This is a genomic window from Roseofilum sp. (genome assembly GCF_982964205.1).
In genome coordinates this window covers 50,122-65,270 of record NZ_CEZBFX010000009.1, presented here as the reverse complement: position 1 = coordinate 65,270, position 15,149 = coordinate 50,122, and the positions used below count along the sequence as shown (strand labels likewise).

The following is a 15,149-nucleotide window of genomic DNA, read 5'->3' as shown; positions in this document are numbered from 1 at the left end:
CTTCATCTAAAATGAGTCCATTAATCTTAAGTTTGGGTAAACACAGTCGATCCCAAACCGGGGGACTGAGCAAGGTTTCTGGAGAAAGATAGAGTAATCTCAGTTGCTGCTCTTCAAGCTGTCGGAAGACTTGTTTCCGGACATACGTGAGCTGTTCGCTATGGATAGAAGCGGCTTTGAGGTTCCGTTGGCGCAGTTCTTGTACTTGGTTTTCCATCAGTGCTACTAACGGAGAAATGACTAAAGTTACTCCACTTTTCAGGAGGGCAGGCAGTTGAAAACAAATGGATTTTCCGCCTCCAGTAGGCATGACAACCAGGGCATCTTCTTGCCTCAATAAGGTCTGAATAATTTCCCCTTGAGGATAGCGAAAATTCTCATATCCCCAGATGTGTTGAAATGAAGCCCGGACTTGTTCAAATTCCATGGTAATGCCCTCTCTCTAGATCCCTCTACCACGGGAAGAGGACTATTTCTCCGCGTCCCCATGTCCCCGCGTCTCTATTCCCCATCCCCTGGAATTGCATAATCCATAGCTAAAATATTAACGGCGATCGGCTTAATTAGCGTTTGTACTACTTCTTGATGGGCGGGATGATCTTGATAGGCTTGTAGACTGGCAGAGTCTTGGAAACGAGCAATTAATCCATGGGTAAATCCTTGGGCGCGATCGCAGAAATTTTCGCCACAAGATAATGCCAGAATTTGGGGGATTTTACCTTTTAATTCCCTGAGTCGGCTAACGACGGCTGAGAGGCTCTCGGGGGAGGCATCGGGTTTAAATTGAAACAAGACGATATGTTCGATCATAGGAGAGGTCAATTAAGTCCCTTTTAAAGATACCCTGGATCGTAAAGCTTAGGCTAAAGAAAGCATTATCATGGTTAATCAGCTCGTCGATTCCTCAACCCTGATTCAGACTCCTACGTTTCCGACACCCGAAACGCCTCAGATTTTAGCGGCGATCGACGTGGGAACCAATTCTGTACATATGGTGGTGGTTCGGATCGATCCCACACTCCCCGCGTTTACCATTATTGACCGGGAAAAGGAAACAGTTCGTTTGGGCGATCGCGACTCAAAAACGGGGGAGCTGAAAGTAGAGGTAATGGAGAGGGCGATCGCTGCTTTTCGGCGTTTTTTGCAGATTGCTAAAAGCCTCGAAGCGGATGAGATTGTCGCTGTTGCTACCAGCGCTGTAAGAGAATCCCCAAATGGTCGAGATTTCCTCAAACAGATTAAATCTGAACTAGGGTTAGAGATTAATCTGATTTCTGGACAAGAAGAAGCACGACGAATTTATCTTGGAGTCCTTTCTGGGATGGACTTTCAAGGTCTACCCCATGCCATTATTGATATTGGTGGGGGATCGACGGAGTTAATTTTAGGAGATGGACAAGAACCTCGCTCCCTGAGCAGCACCAAGGTGGGAGCCGTCCGGTTAACAGCAGAATTTATTACCACCGATCCGATTAGCGATCGCGAATTTAACTATCTCAAAGCCTATATTCGAGGACGCTTAGAACGGGCAGTTGAAGAGCTACAAAGTTATCTTCAATGGGGCGAAATTCCCCGGTTAGTGGGCACATCGGGAACCATTGAAACCTTAGCATGTATTGATGCTTGGGAACGGCTAGGTATGGAACCGAGTCCCTTAACCGGTTATGAGTTAAAGCTAAAAAACTTACAAGAGATTATTGAGCATTTGCGTAAGCTGCCAGAGAGCGATCGCGCCCAAATTCCCGGAATGTCGGAAAAACGCTCAGAAATCATTATCGCAGGCGCTTTAGTTCTCCAAGAAGCCATGATTTTATTGGGTATCAATTCCTTAGTTATTTGCGAGCGTGCCCTACGAGAAGGTATCATTGTAGACTGGATGCTCACTCATGGTTTAATTGGCGATAAATTAGAATATCAAAGCCAAGTCCGCTATCGTAGTGTCCTCAAAGTAGCCCAAAAATATCAGGTGAACTTAGAATCGAGTCAGCGTATGGCTAATTTTGCTGTTCATCTGTTTGATTGCACCCAAGGAATTCTCCATTATTGGGGAAACTCAGAACGAGAACTACTCTATGTAGCCACAATTTTACATAACTGTGGAGTTTATGTGTCCCATGCAGCCCATCATAAGCATTCCTATTATTTAATTCGCCATGGTGAATTACTGGGATATACAGAAAATGAAGTAGAAATTATTGCCAATATCGCCCGATATCATCGGAAAAGTGCCCCGAAGAAAAAGCATGAAAACTATACCAATTTGATGCATAAGAGCGATCGCCAGTTAGTGAGTCAAGTTAGCCCATTTTTACGATTAGCCGTTGCTTTAGACCGCAGACAAATTGGGGCAGTCGAGTCTTTTAGTAGTCATTATAACCCTTCAACAAAAGAGTTTTATTTAAAACTTCAGCCAGCCGATATCCATGACAATTGCGAATTAGAACTTTGGAGTATTAATGATAAAAAAGAAGTGTTTGAATCAGAATATGGAATTAAAGTACGTGCAGGTTTGAGTTAACTGAAAAACGTTTTTTATCCTGCAATAATCGAGTAATATTTTCCGCATCTAAGGGTTTAGCAAAAAAGTAGCCTTGACCAAATGTACAGTTTAAACTGCACAGTTGCTGCATCTGATCGATGGTTTCAATCCCTTCAGCAATAGTTTCCATCCCTAAACTGTGCGCGAGAGAAATAATTGTATGAACAATTTCTGCCTTTTCTCCCCATTGGGTTATTTTTTGCACAAAAGAGCGATCTACTTTCAGAGTATCCACAGGGAAACGATGTAAGTAAGCTAAAGAACAGTATCCCGTGCCAAAATCGTCAATGGAGAGTTCGATATTGCGCTTTTTTAGTTCGTGGAAAATGGCGATCGCACTTTCAGGATCTTCCATGATAGCCGTTTCCGTAATCTCTAGCTTCAAGTATTGGCCCGGTAAATTCGCTTCAGCTAGAATACAATCGATGCGATCGCATAAATTCGGCGTTAATTGGCGACTCGATAAATTCACACTCATCTTTAAGTGGGAAAAATCCCTAAATTGGGTGTGCCACTGTTTTAATTGCCGACAACTTTCTAATAATACCCATTCACCAATAGCGCCAATTAAACCCGATTCTTCAGCAACGGGGATAAATACTCCAGGAGAAACAAATCCTCTCTCCGGATGATACCATCGAATTAAAGATTCAAAACTAATAATTTTACCGCTTCCTAAGGCGACAATGGGTTGATAGTAGACATAAAATTCTCCTGGATGTGCATTATTCTTATTTTCTGGATAGAGTAGTAAACGCAGATCCGTTTCGATCTGCATTCGCTCCATCGCTTCTTGACGCATAGTCCAATCAAAAACAACAGTACAATTTTTACCTTGTTTTTTAGCTCGATACATGGCAATATCGGCATTGCGGAGGATATCATCCACATCCTGATTCTCAGGTAAGTTATAAGCAATACCAATACTAGCCTGCATAAACAAATCATGACCCCCTAACTTAAAAGGTTGTTCAAGATGTTCGTGAATGTGATTAGCAATATCAATCACATCTTGTAGCCGATCCTGGTTTTCCACCAGAATCGTAAACTCATCCCCGCCTAATCGCGCAATGGTGTCATGTTCGCTAATACACTGTCGTAGAGTCCAGGCGATCGCAATCAACAACAAATCGCCCACCCAATGCCCCATACTATCATTAATACTCTTAAACCCATCTAAATCAATAAATAAAACCGCAAATTGATAGTTAGGATTTTCATGATATCGAGCATTAGCCTTAGCTAAAGCCTTGATAAAATAGGCCCGATTAATCAGTCCTGTCAACGAATCATGGGAGGCATAATAGCGCAGTCTTGTTTCCTGCTGTTTTTGTTCTGTAATATCAACGACAGACCCCTCATAATAAAGTAAATTTCCTTGGTTATCTTTAACCCCTCTTGCTCGTTCCAAAATCCAAATAATGCTGCCATCCCGACGATAAATTTCCGCTTCAAACTGAGAGAGTACTTCTTTTTCTTCTAACAACATTTTGAATTCTTTTCGACTCTCCGGATTAACATAAAGTTGATGCTCCACATCTGCCATGCTATCCATCAAATCTTCAGCAGATTCATACCCATAAATTTTAGCCAATGCTGGATTAGCACCAATCATTTTTCCTTCAGGAGTCGTTTGAAAAATACCTTCCATGGAATTCTCAAAAATACTCCGATATTTTGCCTCAGCTTGCTTCAATTCAAGCATCGATCCAAGTTGCATAGCTACGGAAGCCAGTAATTCCATCAACTTAGGATCTTTTTCTTGAGAGTATCTTCTGAAGAAGACTAACACAGCCAAAATATGATGATTAGCTAAAATGGGAACTCCTAAACCTGATTTTATACCACATTCTGCTGCTACTTTATTGCGGAAAAACAAATCACATGATTCTTGAGAGATATCAAAAACCCATTCCGTTTTTTGTGAACCCCAGACTCGTCCAGGTAAACCGACATGAGGTGGAAAAGCCATCTGCTCACTGACCGCTCGAAAACATTGGATTTTTGGATATATTTCTGGACAGATTTGACTGTGTTGATACCAGACTCGACTACAGACTAACTCCTGTTTTTGAGCAGAAGGTATCCAAGCTTCAGCAATATCCCAACGAGTAGCTTCACAAATGAGTTCCATCGTTACTGCCAGAGCGCGATCGAAATTCTTGGATTCACTAACTGCTTGAGTGAGTTGATAAAGGAGATGAATTTCCGTTTCGCGACGTTGACGGTCAGTAATATCAATGCCTAGACCAACAAAATATTCGATTTGATCGGTTTCTGGATTAGCGATAGAACGTCCATTCCATTCTACTAAAATTTCTTGACCTTCTTTAGTTAATATGCGATTTTGATGATGGATGGGTTCTAGGGAATGATAATGATGTTCAAATATTACCGATAATTCAGCACGATCGGCTTCTGGGACAAAGTGAGAGAGGTAATCTAAACCCATCGCTTCTTCTGCTGTATATCCTAAAACTTCCAGCATCGATTTGTTGATTTTTTTTACCTTTCCATCTATCCCAATGGCTACAAAAAACGCTGGATTCGATTCCCATAAAATATGATTAAAACCTTCGTTTTCTCGATCGGAGAAGTTTTTCGGGGTAGTGAAGAGATTGTTTTTATTTGTTCTGTTCAAGGTTTTGCTAATTAAAACAACACTGGTGAGTCCTAAACTAAAAAATAGAATGGGAATTCCCCGATCGCCTGATACAACCAGACCGCTTAGGGAGCGATCGCTTCTACTTTCCAGTATAATTGACTGGGTAGATGGCTCTCTCTCCTGAGTCGCTTTCCACTCAACCTCGTGATTATTCAAAGTGATAGATCGAGTAATAATACTGAGACAGGAGGCGATCGCAATAATCCACAACAACCGTAACATAGAACTCATAACCATTACACCATCTAGCTTACCGTCTTTCAATCCCACCATCATCTAACCACAATTTCCCCTCAAACTACTGGGAAAAATGCTCGCAAGATAGTTCTCCATAACTCATCTAAGTACATTGATTGCCTCACCAAAATCGTTGAGTTTTGGACTTTAAACTCTCATCCTAATTCATATGAACTATCATTTTTTGTTACACATGATATGATTTTGGGCTAATTCATAGGATTTTCCTTTTTCTGTCTATTAGCATCAATATAAATGCTTTAAAAAATACACAGAAAACGAGATTTTTACGCATTAACACTTAGGTAATTTGTATTGACATAGATTTCTCCCAGATAAAAAATAAACACTTCTTGTCTTCTATATAACTAAACTAGCCAACTTCCACAAAATTTGCTATTATCTCGTGTTTGACCTTCCTATTGATCTATCACGCCACGCAAAAAATAATCTGGAATTAACATAAATGAGTCTGTAGTCCCGGCAATCTAGAGCTAACATGAAAAAGCTAGGTTAAGGTATTGCATTTCCATCACTAGCTGACTTAGCATTTGTCTTCTAGAATTCTATCTTGAGTAAATACTCCGGAGTACAGAAATTATGGCAATCATCCAAGGAACTAATAACTCTGAGCTTTTACAGGGAACAGCCCAAAATGACGTGATTACGGGGCTATTTGGTAATGACACCCTACAAGGGTTGGCTGGAAATGACTTTCTCAATGGTGGTCGAGATAATGATCGCCTTGAAGGAGGAGATAATGATGATAATCTGATTGGAGATGCAGGTAATGACACCTTAAAAGGAGGAGAAGGAAATGACCTTTTAGATGGGGGGACTGAAAACGATGAACTCCAGGGAGAAAATGGTAATGATACTTTATCTGGAGGGGATAATGATGATACCCTTCTGGGAGGAGAAGGAGATGACCTTTTAGATGGGGGGCACTGGCCTGATAGTCTAGATGGAGGAGCAGGTAATGATACTCTATTAGGGGGTACAGGGGTTGATACTCTTGATGGTAAGGATGGTAACGATTCCTTAGTAGGTGGTGAACAGGAAGATACTTTAATTGGAGGAGCAGGAAATGATACTCAAAGAGGAGATGCAGGAAATGATACAATTCAAGGGGATGCTGGTGCTGACTCTTTATTAGGAGGCACTGGAAATGACCAAATTACAGGTGGCACAGAAAACGATTATCTTAATGGAGAAGATGGTAATGATTCGATCCTAGGAGGTGACGGAAATGACATTGTCTTAGGAGGCACAGGAAACGATACTCTAGAAGGAGAAGCAGGGACTGATAGTCTTGAAGGAGGAACTGAAAATGATTCAATCCTCGGTGGTGCTGATAATGATACTTTAAAGGGAGGAGCAGGAGTCGATACTCTTCAAGGGGGAACGGGTGATGATTCTCTACTTGGAGAGGAAGATGGCGACCAACTCGATGGTGGCGACGGCAACGATTATCTAGACGGTGGAGCCGGTCAAAACGCTGTTTCTGGCGATGCTGGTAATGATACCCTAGTCGCAGGAATAGATGCCACTAGCTCTACTTTTGATGGAGGTGCGAATACAGACTGGCTCTCCTTTGCGCAAGCAACTGTTGGATTTACTATCGATCTGAGTGCAGGCACGGCCACAGATGAGACGAGTGCCATTAATTACACTTTCAGTAATATTGAAGTTGTACTGGGTTCTGCACAAGCGGATGTCATTGCGGGTGGGAATACTAGTGTAACCACCCTCAATGCTGGCGCGGGCAACGATACTTACACGTTAACGACCAATAATGCTGTTGGAACCGCACTCAATGATGCTGGAGGGGATGATACCTATACTCTGACTATGGCTACTGGCGTAGGCATCATGATTGATGATGCAGCAGGTACTTCGGATAAACTGGAATTTACAGACCTGACTCTAACTGCTGACAATATTAACAACACAGGAATGGCTTTAGCTTCTGGTGCGGTAGGAGTCTTCCGTGGTACAGGAGATAATATTACCAGTTTGATCGTTGACCTTGATAAGGATGGGGCTTTCACTGCGGCCAGCGATCTAGAGATCAAAAACTACTTCTCAACCGCCGAGGGTACTGCTGGCGGTGCTGGTGTGATTGAAGATGTTGCCGGCTTGGCGAGTACAGCTATTCTGGCTGCTTTCCCAACTCCAGCTCCAGCGCCAACTCCAGATCCAGGCCCAGGCCCTAATCCTGGACCAAGCCCCAGTCCAAGCCCCTCTGGCCCCGTTACTGATCCAGTGGCTCCTCCGTCGAGTAGTCCAAGTCCTACACCAACCCCAACTCCCGGTGTTAATGCGGTTACTGGAACTTCAGGAGATGATTTTCTGATAGGAGGGACGGGTAGTGATAGCGTCCAAGGCTTGGATGGCAACGATCAACTTTATGGTCTTGGTAGTGATGATGTCATGACGGGTGATACGGGTAACGATCTCGTTAGTGGCAATACAGGTAACGATCGGATCTCGGGTGGTATCGGTAATGATACTGGATTTGGCGGTCAAGGGAATGATACCGTCAATGGCGATGAGGGTGATGATTCGTTGATGGGCGATCGCGGCAATGATACGGTTTCTGGTGGTACAGGTAACGATACCAGCTTCGGCGGCCAGGGCAATGACTCCCTCATTGGTGGCGATGGTAATGATGTCCTGAGTGGAGATGTTGGTACAGATACCTTACTCGGTGGAGCGGGTAACGATCTGTTTGTCCTCCGCACCAGTACAGCAAGTCCCAGCGTGGCAACAGCCGATCTCATCCAAGATTATCAGGTTGGAGCTGATATTATTGGCTTAACCGGTAACGTGACTCCCGCAGATCTAACGGCAACCCTCAACGGTAATAGTACCGTTCTAAGCATTACAGCAACGAACCAAGTGTTGGGTGTCCTGACCGGTCAGTTTACGTTGCAACAGTTGACCTTTGTTTCGGTTCAACTGCCGAATGGATTAGTTTAAGTTCCAAGCTAGTTGGGTAGGGGCGAAAAATATGCAAGCCCCTACTTTCGCTTTTACAACGAGGTTTCTAATGCAGCGATCGCCGCTTCCAAGGCGATCGCCACATGAGTCCAATGGGTTCCTCCCTGACAAAACACCACATAGGGTTCCCGCAACGGCCCATCTGCCGACAACTCGGAGGTACTCCCATCAATAAATGTACCCCCAGCCATTACTAACTCGCTCTCATATCCAGGCATTTCCCCCGGAACCGGATCGAGATAGGAACCTACGGGGGAAAATTGCTGAATTGCCCGGCAAAATGCCTTTAATTTCTCAGGTGAACCCAAACGAATGCCCTGAATCAAATCCCGTCGGGGAGCCAAAGGAGCGGGATTCACGGCATATCCCAGGCGATCGAACACATACCCGACCAAATAATTCCCCTTCAATGCCTCGCCCACCATCTGCGGAGCCAAGAATAAACCCTGATATAACAGGCGATGCTGGTCAAATGTAGCACCTCCCGTACTGCCAACCCCAGGGGCTGTCAAGCGGCAAGCAGCCTGCTCTACGAGGTCAGAACGACCGGCCAGATACCCACCCGCCGTCACCAAAGTTCCCCCCGGATTCTTAATCAAAGACCCCGCCATCAAATCTGCCCCCACCTGTGTCGGTTCCTGCTCTTCTACAAATTCCCCATAACAGTTATCCACAAAACAGACTGTATCTGGATTTTGCGCCTTTACCTTCTCGACAATCTTGGCAATATCAGAAATGGACAAACTCGATCGCCAGGAATAGCCACAAGAGCGCTGAATCAACACCATCCGCGTCTGTGGTTTCACCCCTTGCGCTAGAGCCTCCCAATCAATTTCACCGTGAGGCGTTAACTCCAACTGACGATACTCAATCCCATACTCAATGAGCGATCCAGAGCCTTCACCCCGCAGTCCAATTACCTCCTCCAGGGTGTCATAGGGAGCGCCCGCAACCGAGAGTAGTTCATCTCCCGGACGCAATACCCCAAACAGGGCACAGGCGATCGCATGGGTTCCCGATACCAACTGCACGCGGGCGATCGCCCGTTCCGCTCCCATTACCTCAGCCAAAACGCGATCGAAGGTTTCGCGCCCTAGGTCATTATGACCATAACCCGTTACACTAGAAAAATGATGTACCCCCACTTTCTGCGATCGAAAAGCCTGCAAAACTTTTCGTAAATTGTGCTTGATTCGAGCATCCACGCTAGAAAAAATAGGGGCGAGTGCATGTTGTGCCTCTTGGATCTGTTCTAAGGGATTCATTTTTCTCTACTAATGGGTAAAGGGGCGCGATCGTTCCAAACAGCAGGATATCCTGCATTGTTATAAATTGAGATTACTGCATGAGTGTTGCCACAACCAATAAACATCCCCTAGATTGGGTCAACGTCAGCTACTTCCTATTAATTCACCTAGCGGCCTTGTTTGCTTTCCTGCCCAGTAACTTTAGTTGGTCTGCGATAGCATTAGCCTTAGCCCTCCACTGGATTACCGGTGGATTAGGCATTACCCTAGGATTTCACCGTTTAGTCAGCCATCGGAGTTTCCAAGCCCCCAAATGGCTAGAATACTTCCTCATTTTTTGCGGCAGTTTAGCCTGTCAAGGCGGTGTACTTGATTGGGTCGGACTTCATCGGATGCACCATCTTTATTCAGATACTGAAGCCGATCCCCATGATTCTAACGCTGGGTTCTGGTGGAGTCACATGGGATGGCTTTTACATATTATTCCTAAACGCAGTGAAGTCCCCCGGTTTACCAAAGATATTGGGGATGACCCAGTTTACCAGTTTTTACAAAAGAATTTTGTCCTGATCCAAGTTGCCTTTGGTCTCCTCTTGTATTTCTTAGGCGGTTGGCCTTTTGTCGTTTGGGGAATATTTGTCCGTTTAGCAGTTGTCTTCCATTGCACTTGGTTTGTCAACAGTGCTACTCATAAGTTTGGTTATGTTAGCCATGAAAGCCATGACCACTCCAAAAATTGCTGGTGGGTTGCCCTCGTTACCTATGGTGAAGGATGGCACAATAACCATCACGCCTATCAATATTCAGCTCGCCATGGTTTGCAATGGTGGGAATTTGATATGACTTGGATGACAATTCGACTGCTTGAGATGTTGGGATTAGCCACTAACATTAAATTAGAACCGAAATCCAGTCAATAGTTTATTAACAAGCGAATGGATTGAAGGGTTGCCTTTGAGCAACCCTAATTATTTTTAAAGTTTCATATCTTTGCCGTACTTCAAGGGATAATTCACGATAAATAAACCTTCAGGGTTCCTTTAGAGCATTATCAGGCTTTTCTCAGAATTGCGACTTAATCTGTTGGGGTGAGGGGAAGTTACTGGCACAGATGAGAGCATGTTAATTAAAAATTTAGGGCATCGATTTAAGTTTAAGTTTAACTCGCTACAATTTCGTCTCACCCTGGGTCTGGCAATCGTGTCTGGGATTGGATTAGGATCGGTTGCCATTGCCACCGGCTTAAAAATGCAGCAACAGTTGGTCTTAACCCATAAACAAAATATAGAATACATTGCCGAACGCTTACCGAATGATATCAAGATTTATAGCCAACGGTTTAGTCAGCGTGAAACCTTAGAAATGGTGATTCAAGATGTAAGCGCTGAAAATATTTTTTTGTGGATTCAAGCTCCAGATGGTGAAATTATTGCCCGATCGCCCAATCTCCTGCGATCGCTCTATCCCGAAAATGCCGATCTCCTCAACATTAGTAATGCTCCCATTCAACCGGAAGTCTACCCCTACAAAGGGCGCTATTTTGTTCTCTGTGCCGGTCCACTCAGGGTCAATGAGCAACACTTGGGTAAACTCTATCTGGCTCAAGATATCACCTCAGAGCAACAAATGCTGTTGGAGATGCTCAGAAATTTGATCGGGGTGAGCGTGTTCGCCTTGCTCCTGATTGTGATTATGATGGCGGTCTATATTCGGCGATCGCTCGATCCGGTGCGTAAAATTAGTGAATATGCAGTTAAAATTTCGGCACAAGATTTAGGGGAAGTTTCCCTCAGCTTAGATCCGGCTCCTTCCGAACTGCAAGAGTTGACTAATACCTTAGATTTGATGCTCTCGCGCTTGTCTGAATCTTGGGAACATCAGCGGCAATTTGTCAGCAATGTTTCCCATGAGTTACGAACCCCGTTAACCATTGTTCATGGGTATTTGCAAAGTACCCTAAGACGAGGAAAAAATCTTACCGAACCTCAACGGGAAGCCCTGGAAACCGCAGCAGGAGAAGCCGATCGCACCATTCAATTGTTGCAAGACTTGTTGGAACTGGCACGGACGGATAATGGGCACATTCATTTTGAACTCGACAAGATATCCCTAACCGACTTAGTTTTAGAAGTCGTCGATATGGCGCAACAGTATAGCAACCGTAGTATAGAACTGGATTTAGGGGATTGGCCGGTGGAGATTAAAGGCGATCGCAACCGCTTAAAGCAAGTCTTGCTCAATTTAATCGATAACGCCGTCAAATATTCCGACCCCGACACCGTAATTACTCTGAAACTCGATAAAGAGAGCGATCGCGTTTGTCTGCAAGTGTGCGATCGCGGGGAAGGCATCCCCCTAGCCCATCAAGCCAGAATCTTCGAGCGCTTTTACCGCGTTGACGACGCTCGCGCCCGTTCCACCGGCGGAACCGGCTTAGGCTTATCCATTGTCAAAACTCTCATCGAAGGCATGGGAGGGCGCGTTACCGTCGTTTCTAAATTGGGAGAAGGCAGTATTTTTACCATCAGTTTACCATGGTATTAGAAACCCGGTTTCTTTGCACTTTTCGCGATCTCCGCCTCTCCTGCACACCTTACAAATTCTGTAGGAGAGGGCTATTTTCCATAAATTTTCCCCATCATCCAGCAACAGACAAACGTCACCAGCAACCAAACCGCAGCGCACCCGAAGCCAACAACAGGATATGCCGGAATAGTGGGGGTGTGACTGGGAACACTCATCAGTTGCTGAATATGGGGGTCAACAAAATTGGTTCCCAGGTTTTCCAGAGCTTCCCGTTGTCGATTTTTAGCGAGTTGTTCGGCATTGAGAAAGGGATTTTTATATTGGCTTTCCATTGCGTTCTTCTCCTGATTGTTCAACGTTTTTTCGGCGCTGAAATTACGGTAGGAAAAGCCAAATAGGAATAAAATTAGGGATAAATAGGATTCAAATAGGATTTTTCTATTTAGGCTGAAACCCAGTCTAGGAGGTAGAAACCCGGTTTCTTCAAGAAACCGGGTTTCTGAGCCGAGTGGTATATAATGGAGAAAACTCAACTGTTGGGAAAATGAACAGAGAACGTCAACAGCAGTTTCTTGAATATCTCGCAGACCAGTACAAGTTTTATCGCGATCGGCGTGAGGTCTTCTTCGCTCGTTTCGATCCGGCGAATGCTGATAAACCTCATAATCAGTTGCACTTGTCTTTTGAAGACGATTTGAACAGAGAACAGAAAATCCAGTATGAATTACAGAATATTGGTGAACGTTTAAAGCAAGATGGCTGTGAAATTGTCAGCAAGAAAGGACGCGCTAAAAAAGGTGGAAGTCCTTGGGAGCAGGCCTATAACTGGTTATGGACGGTCAAGTTTCCGGAATGGGAAAAAGACCATGAAACTCCTGAAGAGGGAATCAACTGGAAAAACCTCTGTACCCGCGCCTTCTGGGAGGAGAAAACCCGGCGCAAGCGTGCCACGGAAAAGGGTCACGAAGTGCAGGTTTATGTGCCCTTGGGATTGGTGAAGCGCAAGCAGCAACCGCGACGGACGGGGGAAGAGATGCCGGTGGCACAAGCGGGGATGCAGCAGTATCAACTAACGGAAAAGGAGATCGAAGAGCGCTACGAACACGAGAAATTTTTAGCGGAAGTTATCGGTAATGCCGGGAAAAATTTGGCGATTATTGGGGAACTGGGGGCGGGAAAAACGACCTGGTTAGACCAGATTGGGCAGGAGTTGATTAAGACAGAACGTTATCCGATTTGGATACCCTTGGCGCGGTTGCAGGGGATGACGCTGGAGGCGTTTTTACTGGAGAAATGGTTAAAGGAAAAATTGGGGGTTTTGCCGCCGACACCGGAACAGAAGGATGAGTTTATTGAGTGGTTTAAGACAGAGAAGGTGTGGGTATTGTTGGATGGTGCAGATGAAATGTCTGCGGCTAATCCCGTGGTAGAGATTGGCAAGTCATTGACGGGATGGGTGAAGCAAGCGCGGGTGGTGTTGAGTTGTCGGTTGAATGTCTGGGAAAGTAATCTGACAACATTAGAAGGTTTTGAAACCTATCGCACGTTATGTTTTGAACCGGAGCAGGTGGAGCAGTTTATTACCGCTTGGTTTGAGCGAGAGGAGGAACCGGAGTTAGGGAAACAGTTGGCGCAGAAGTTGCAGGAAGCCGAAAGTGCCCGGATTTTGGATTTGGTGAGAAATCCCTTGCGGTTGTCTTTGTTGTGTCAGAGTTGGCGGTTGAATCCGGGGGAGATTCCGGAAACGAAGGCAGATTTATATGAGAAGTTTTGCCGCAATATTTATGCTTGGAAACAGGATCGGTTTCCGACGACATTTGTGCAGCAACAGCAGTTAAATCAACAGTTGGCAGAATTGGCGCTCCGGGGGATGAGGGAGAATGTGCCGTTGCTCGAATCGTTGGTGCATGAGGTGTTGGGGGAATGGGTGGAGTTAGCCAAAAATGTGGGCTGGTTGAATGTGGTTTATCGGGATACTCGCACAGATGAGCCAGTTTATGCCTTTTTCCATTTGACGTTTCAGGAGTATTTTGCCGCTTGTGCGGTGGCAGATTGGCACTTTTTTCTGCCGTCGGATCATTCGCCAGAACAGCCTTCGAGCCAACCCTATCGGATTTTTGAATCTCGTTGGCGCGAGGTGATTTTATTGTGCTTAGGGCGTGGGGATGTAGAGGAGGAGAAGAAGGAGGAGTTTATTGAGGCATTGGTAAGTTTTAATGATGGGTGTTACCAGTTGTATTTGTATCGCGCTTATTTTTTAGCGGCTGAAGGAATTGCACAATATTCTGATTTTGAAGCTGTTACTCAATTCTTTGATACAGAATACTCGCTCGTTGATCAAATTATTCAGCAGATCATCCAATGGGCTTTGGGACACTTTGACGCTAATCGTCAGGCATGGATAACGTATCTCCAGCCAATTGAGAAGACAGCACAAACTTTTCTGGGCAAAACAAAACAGGATAAGGTGATTCAATTTCTCAGCCAGAATCTTGAACTCATGCTTACTGATCGTGAAGATTGGGAAAAACAAGTTAATCAAGAGTTGTCGAGTTATTCTAACATCAGTGAAACTGAGCAGATGTTAATTCAGGAAATTCTCGCTTATCTGAATTGGTTACAAAGCTATTCAGGTAAGGAAAAACTAATCTATCAATTCTCAAATATTTTAGGAACACTATCTTCAGGTAATGAGTTAGCGATCTCCGGGTTGCTCAAAGCGATCGCTACCACTGAGGATGAAGAGACCCGGAGGCAGGCGGTATTGAGTTTAGAGAAGATTGCACCCGGTAACCTAGAGGCGATCTCCGGGTTGCTCAAAGTGATCGCTACCACTGAGGATGAAGAGATCCGGAGGCAGGGGGTATGGAGTTTAGAGAAGATTGCACCCGGTAACCCAGAGGCGATCGCGGCGTTGCTCAAAGTGATCGCT

At 44.8% G+C, this 15,149-nt stretch carries 10 protein-coding genes; 5 read left to right on the top strand and 5 right to left on the bottom strand.

From position 1 onward, the window contains the following. Both AC3A14_RS04580 and AC3A14_RS04575 read right to left on the bottom strand, forming a co-directional pair. On the bottom strand, positions 1–427 hold a 427-nt coding region (locus AC3A14_RS04580), incomplete at its 3' end, for a DEAD/DEAH box helicase (protein WP_487778917.1). A gap of 74 nt (positions 428–501) precedes the next feature. Then, positions 502–810, bottom strand: coding sequence for a Dabb family protein (locus tag AC3A14_RS04575; protein ID WP_318734430.1), 309 nt, complete (start codon positions 808–810; stop codon positions 502–504). A 70-nt stretch (positions 811–880) separates the two neighbouring features. On the opposite strand from AC3A14_RS04575, the gene AC3A14_RS04570 reads away from it, so the two are divergent. Beyond that, positions 881–2,518 carry a Ppx/GppA phosphatase family protein gene (locus tag AC3A14_RS04570; protein WP_318734427.1) on the top strand — a complete coding sequence of 546 codons (1,638 nt, stop codon included), beginning with the start codon at positions 881–883 and terminating at the stop codon, positions 2,516–2,518. On the opposite strand, the gene AC3A14_RS04565 is transcribed toward AC3A14_RS04570, so the two are convergent. Then, positions 2,493–5,480: an EAL domain-containing protein gene (locus tag AC3A14_RS04565; RefSeq protein ID WP_318734425.1), complete on the bottom strand. Its 2,988-nt coding sequence runs from the start codon at positions 5,478–5,480 to the stop codon at positions 2,493–2,495. The two genes, AC3A14_RS04570 and AC3A14_RS04565, sit on opposite strands and share 26 nt — an antisense overlap. 561 nt (positions 5,481–6,041) lie before the next feature. Between AC3A14_RS04565 and AC3A14_RS04560 the strand changes: the two genes are divergently transcribed. Further along, positions 6,042–8,423 (top strand): calcium-binding protein, encoded by a 2,382-nt coding sequence (locus AC3A14_RS04560; protein ID WP_318734423.1) that lies wholly within the window; start codon positions 6,042–6,044, stop codon positions 8,421–8,423. A gap of 53 nt (positions 8,424–8,476) precedes the next feature. On the opposite strand, the gene AC3A14_RS04555 is transcribed toward AC3A14_RS04560, so the two are convergent. Next, positions 8,477–9,709, bottom strand: a complete 1,233-nt coding sequence (locus tag AC3A14_RS04555; RefSeq protein WP_318734420.1) for a methionine gamma-lyase family protein — start codon at positions 9,707–9,709, stop codon at positions 8,477–8,479. Positions 9,710–9,789: 80 nt separating this feature from the next. On the opposite strand from AC3A14_RS04555, the gene AC3A14_RS04550 reads away from it, so the two are divergent. Together AC3A14_RS04550 and AC3A14_RS04545 are read left to right on the top strand one after the other, a co-directional pair. Further along, positions 9,790–10,611 carry an acyl-CoA desaturase gene (locus tag AC3A14_RS04550; protein ID WP_318734417.1) on the top strand — a complete coding sequence of 274 codons (822 nt, stop codon included), beginning with the start codon at positions 9,790–9,792 and terminating at the stop codon, positions 10,609–10,611. Between the two features lie 199 nt (positions 10,612–10,810). After that, positions 10,811–12,235 carry a sensor histidine kinase gene (locus tag AC3A14_RS04545; protein ID WP_318734414.1) on the top strand — a complete coding sequence of 475 codons (1,425 nt, stop codon included), beginning with the start codon at positions 10,811–10,813 and terminating at the stop codon, positions 12,233–12,235. Between the two features lie 71 nt (positions 12,236–12,306). Here AC3A14_RS04545 and AC3A14_RS04540 read toward each other — a convergent pair whose 3' ends face one another. Further along, positions 12,307–12,549, bottom strand: coding sequence for a hypothetical protein (locus AC3A14_RS04540; RefSeq protein WP_318702198.1), 243 nt, complete (start codon positions 12,547–12,549; stop codon positions 12,307–12,309). A gap of 212 nt (positions 12,550–12,761) precedes the next feature. On the opposite strand from AC3A14_RS04540, the gene AC3A14_RS04535 reads away from it, so the two are divergent. Beyond that, positions 12,762–15,149 (top strand): HEAT repeat domain-containing protein (locus AC3A14_RS04535; protein WP_487778916.1); only part of this gene is annotated, 2,388 nt, incomplete at its 3' end.

Excerpts from the sequence above, each read along its gene's own strand:
- AC3A14_RS04575 (WP_318734430.1), bottom strand. The coding sequence starts at position 810 with ATGATCGAACATATCGTCTTGTTTCAATTTAAACCCGATGCCTCCCCC.
- AC3A14_RS04570 (WP_318734427.1), top strand. The coding sequence starts at position 881 with ATGGTTAATCAGCTCGTCGATTCCTCAACCCTGATTCAGACTCCTACG.
- AC3A14_RS04565 (WP_318734425.1), bottom strand. The coding sequence starts at position 5,480 with ATGATGGTGGGATTGAAAGACGGTAAGCTAGATGGTGTAATGGTTATG.
- AC3A14_RS04560 (WP_318734423.1), top strand. The coding sequence starts at position 6,042 with ATGGCAATCATCCAAGGAACTAATAACTCTGAGCTTTTACAGGGAACA.
- AC3A14_RS04555 (WP_318734420.1), bottom strand. The coding sequence starts at position 9,709 with ATGAATCCCTTAGAACAGATCCAAGAGGCACAACATGCACTCGCCCCT.
- AC3A14_RS04550 (WP_318734417.1), top strand. The coding sequence starts at position 9,790 with ATGAGTGTTGCCACAACCAATAAACATCCCCTAGATTGGGTCAACGTC.
- AC3A14_RS04545 (WP_318734414.1), top strand. The coding sequence starts at position 10,811 with ATGTTAATTAAAAATTTAGGGCATCGATTTAAGTTTAAGTTTAACTCG.
- AC3A14_RS04540 (WP_318702198.1), bottom strand. The coding sequence starts at position 12,549 with ATGGAAAGCCAATATAAAAATCCCTTTCTCAATGCCGAACAACTCGCT.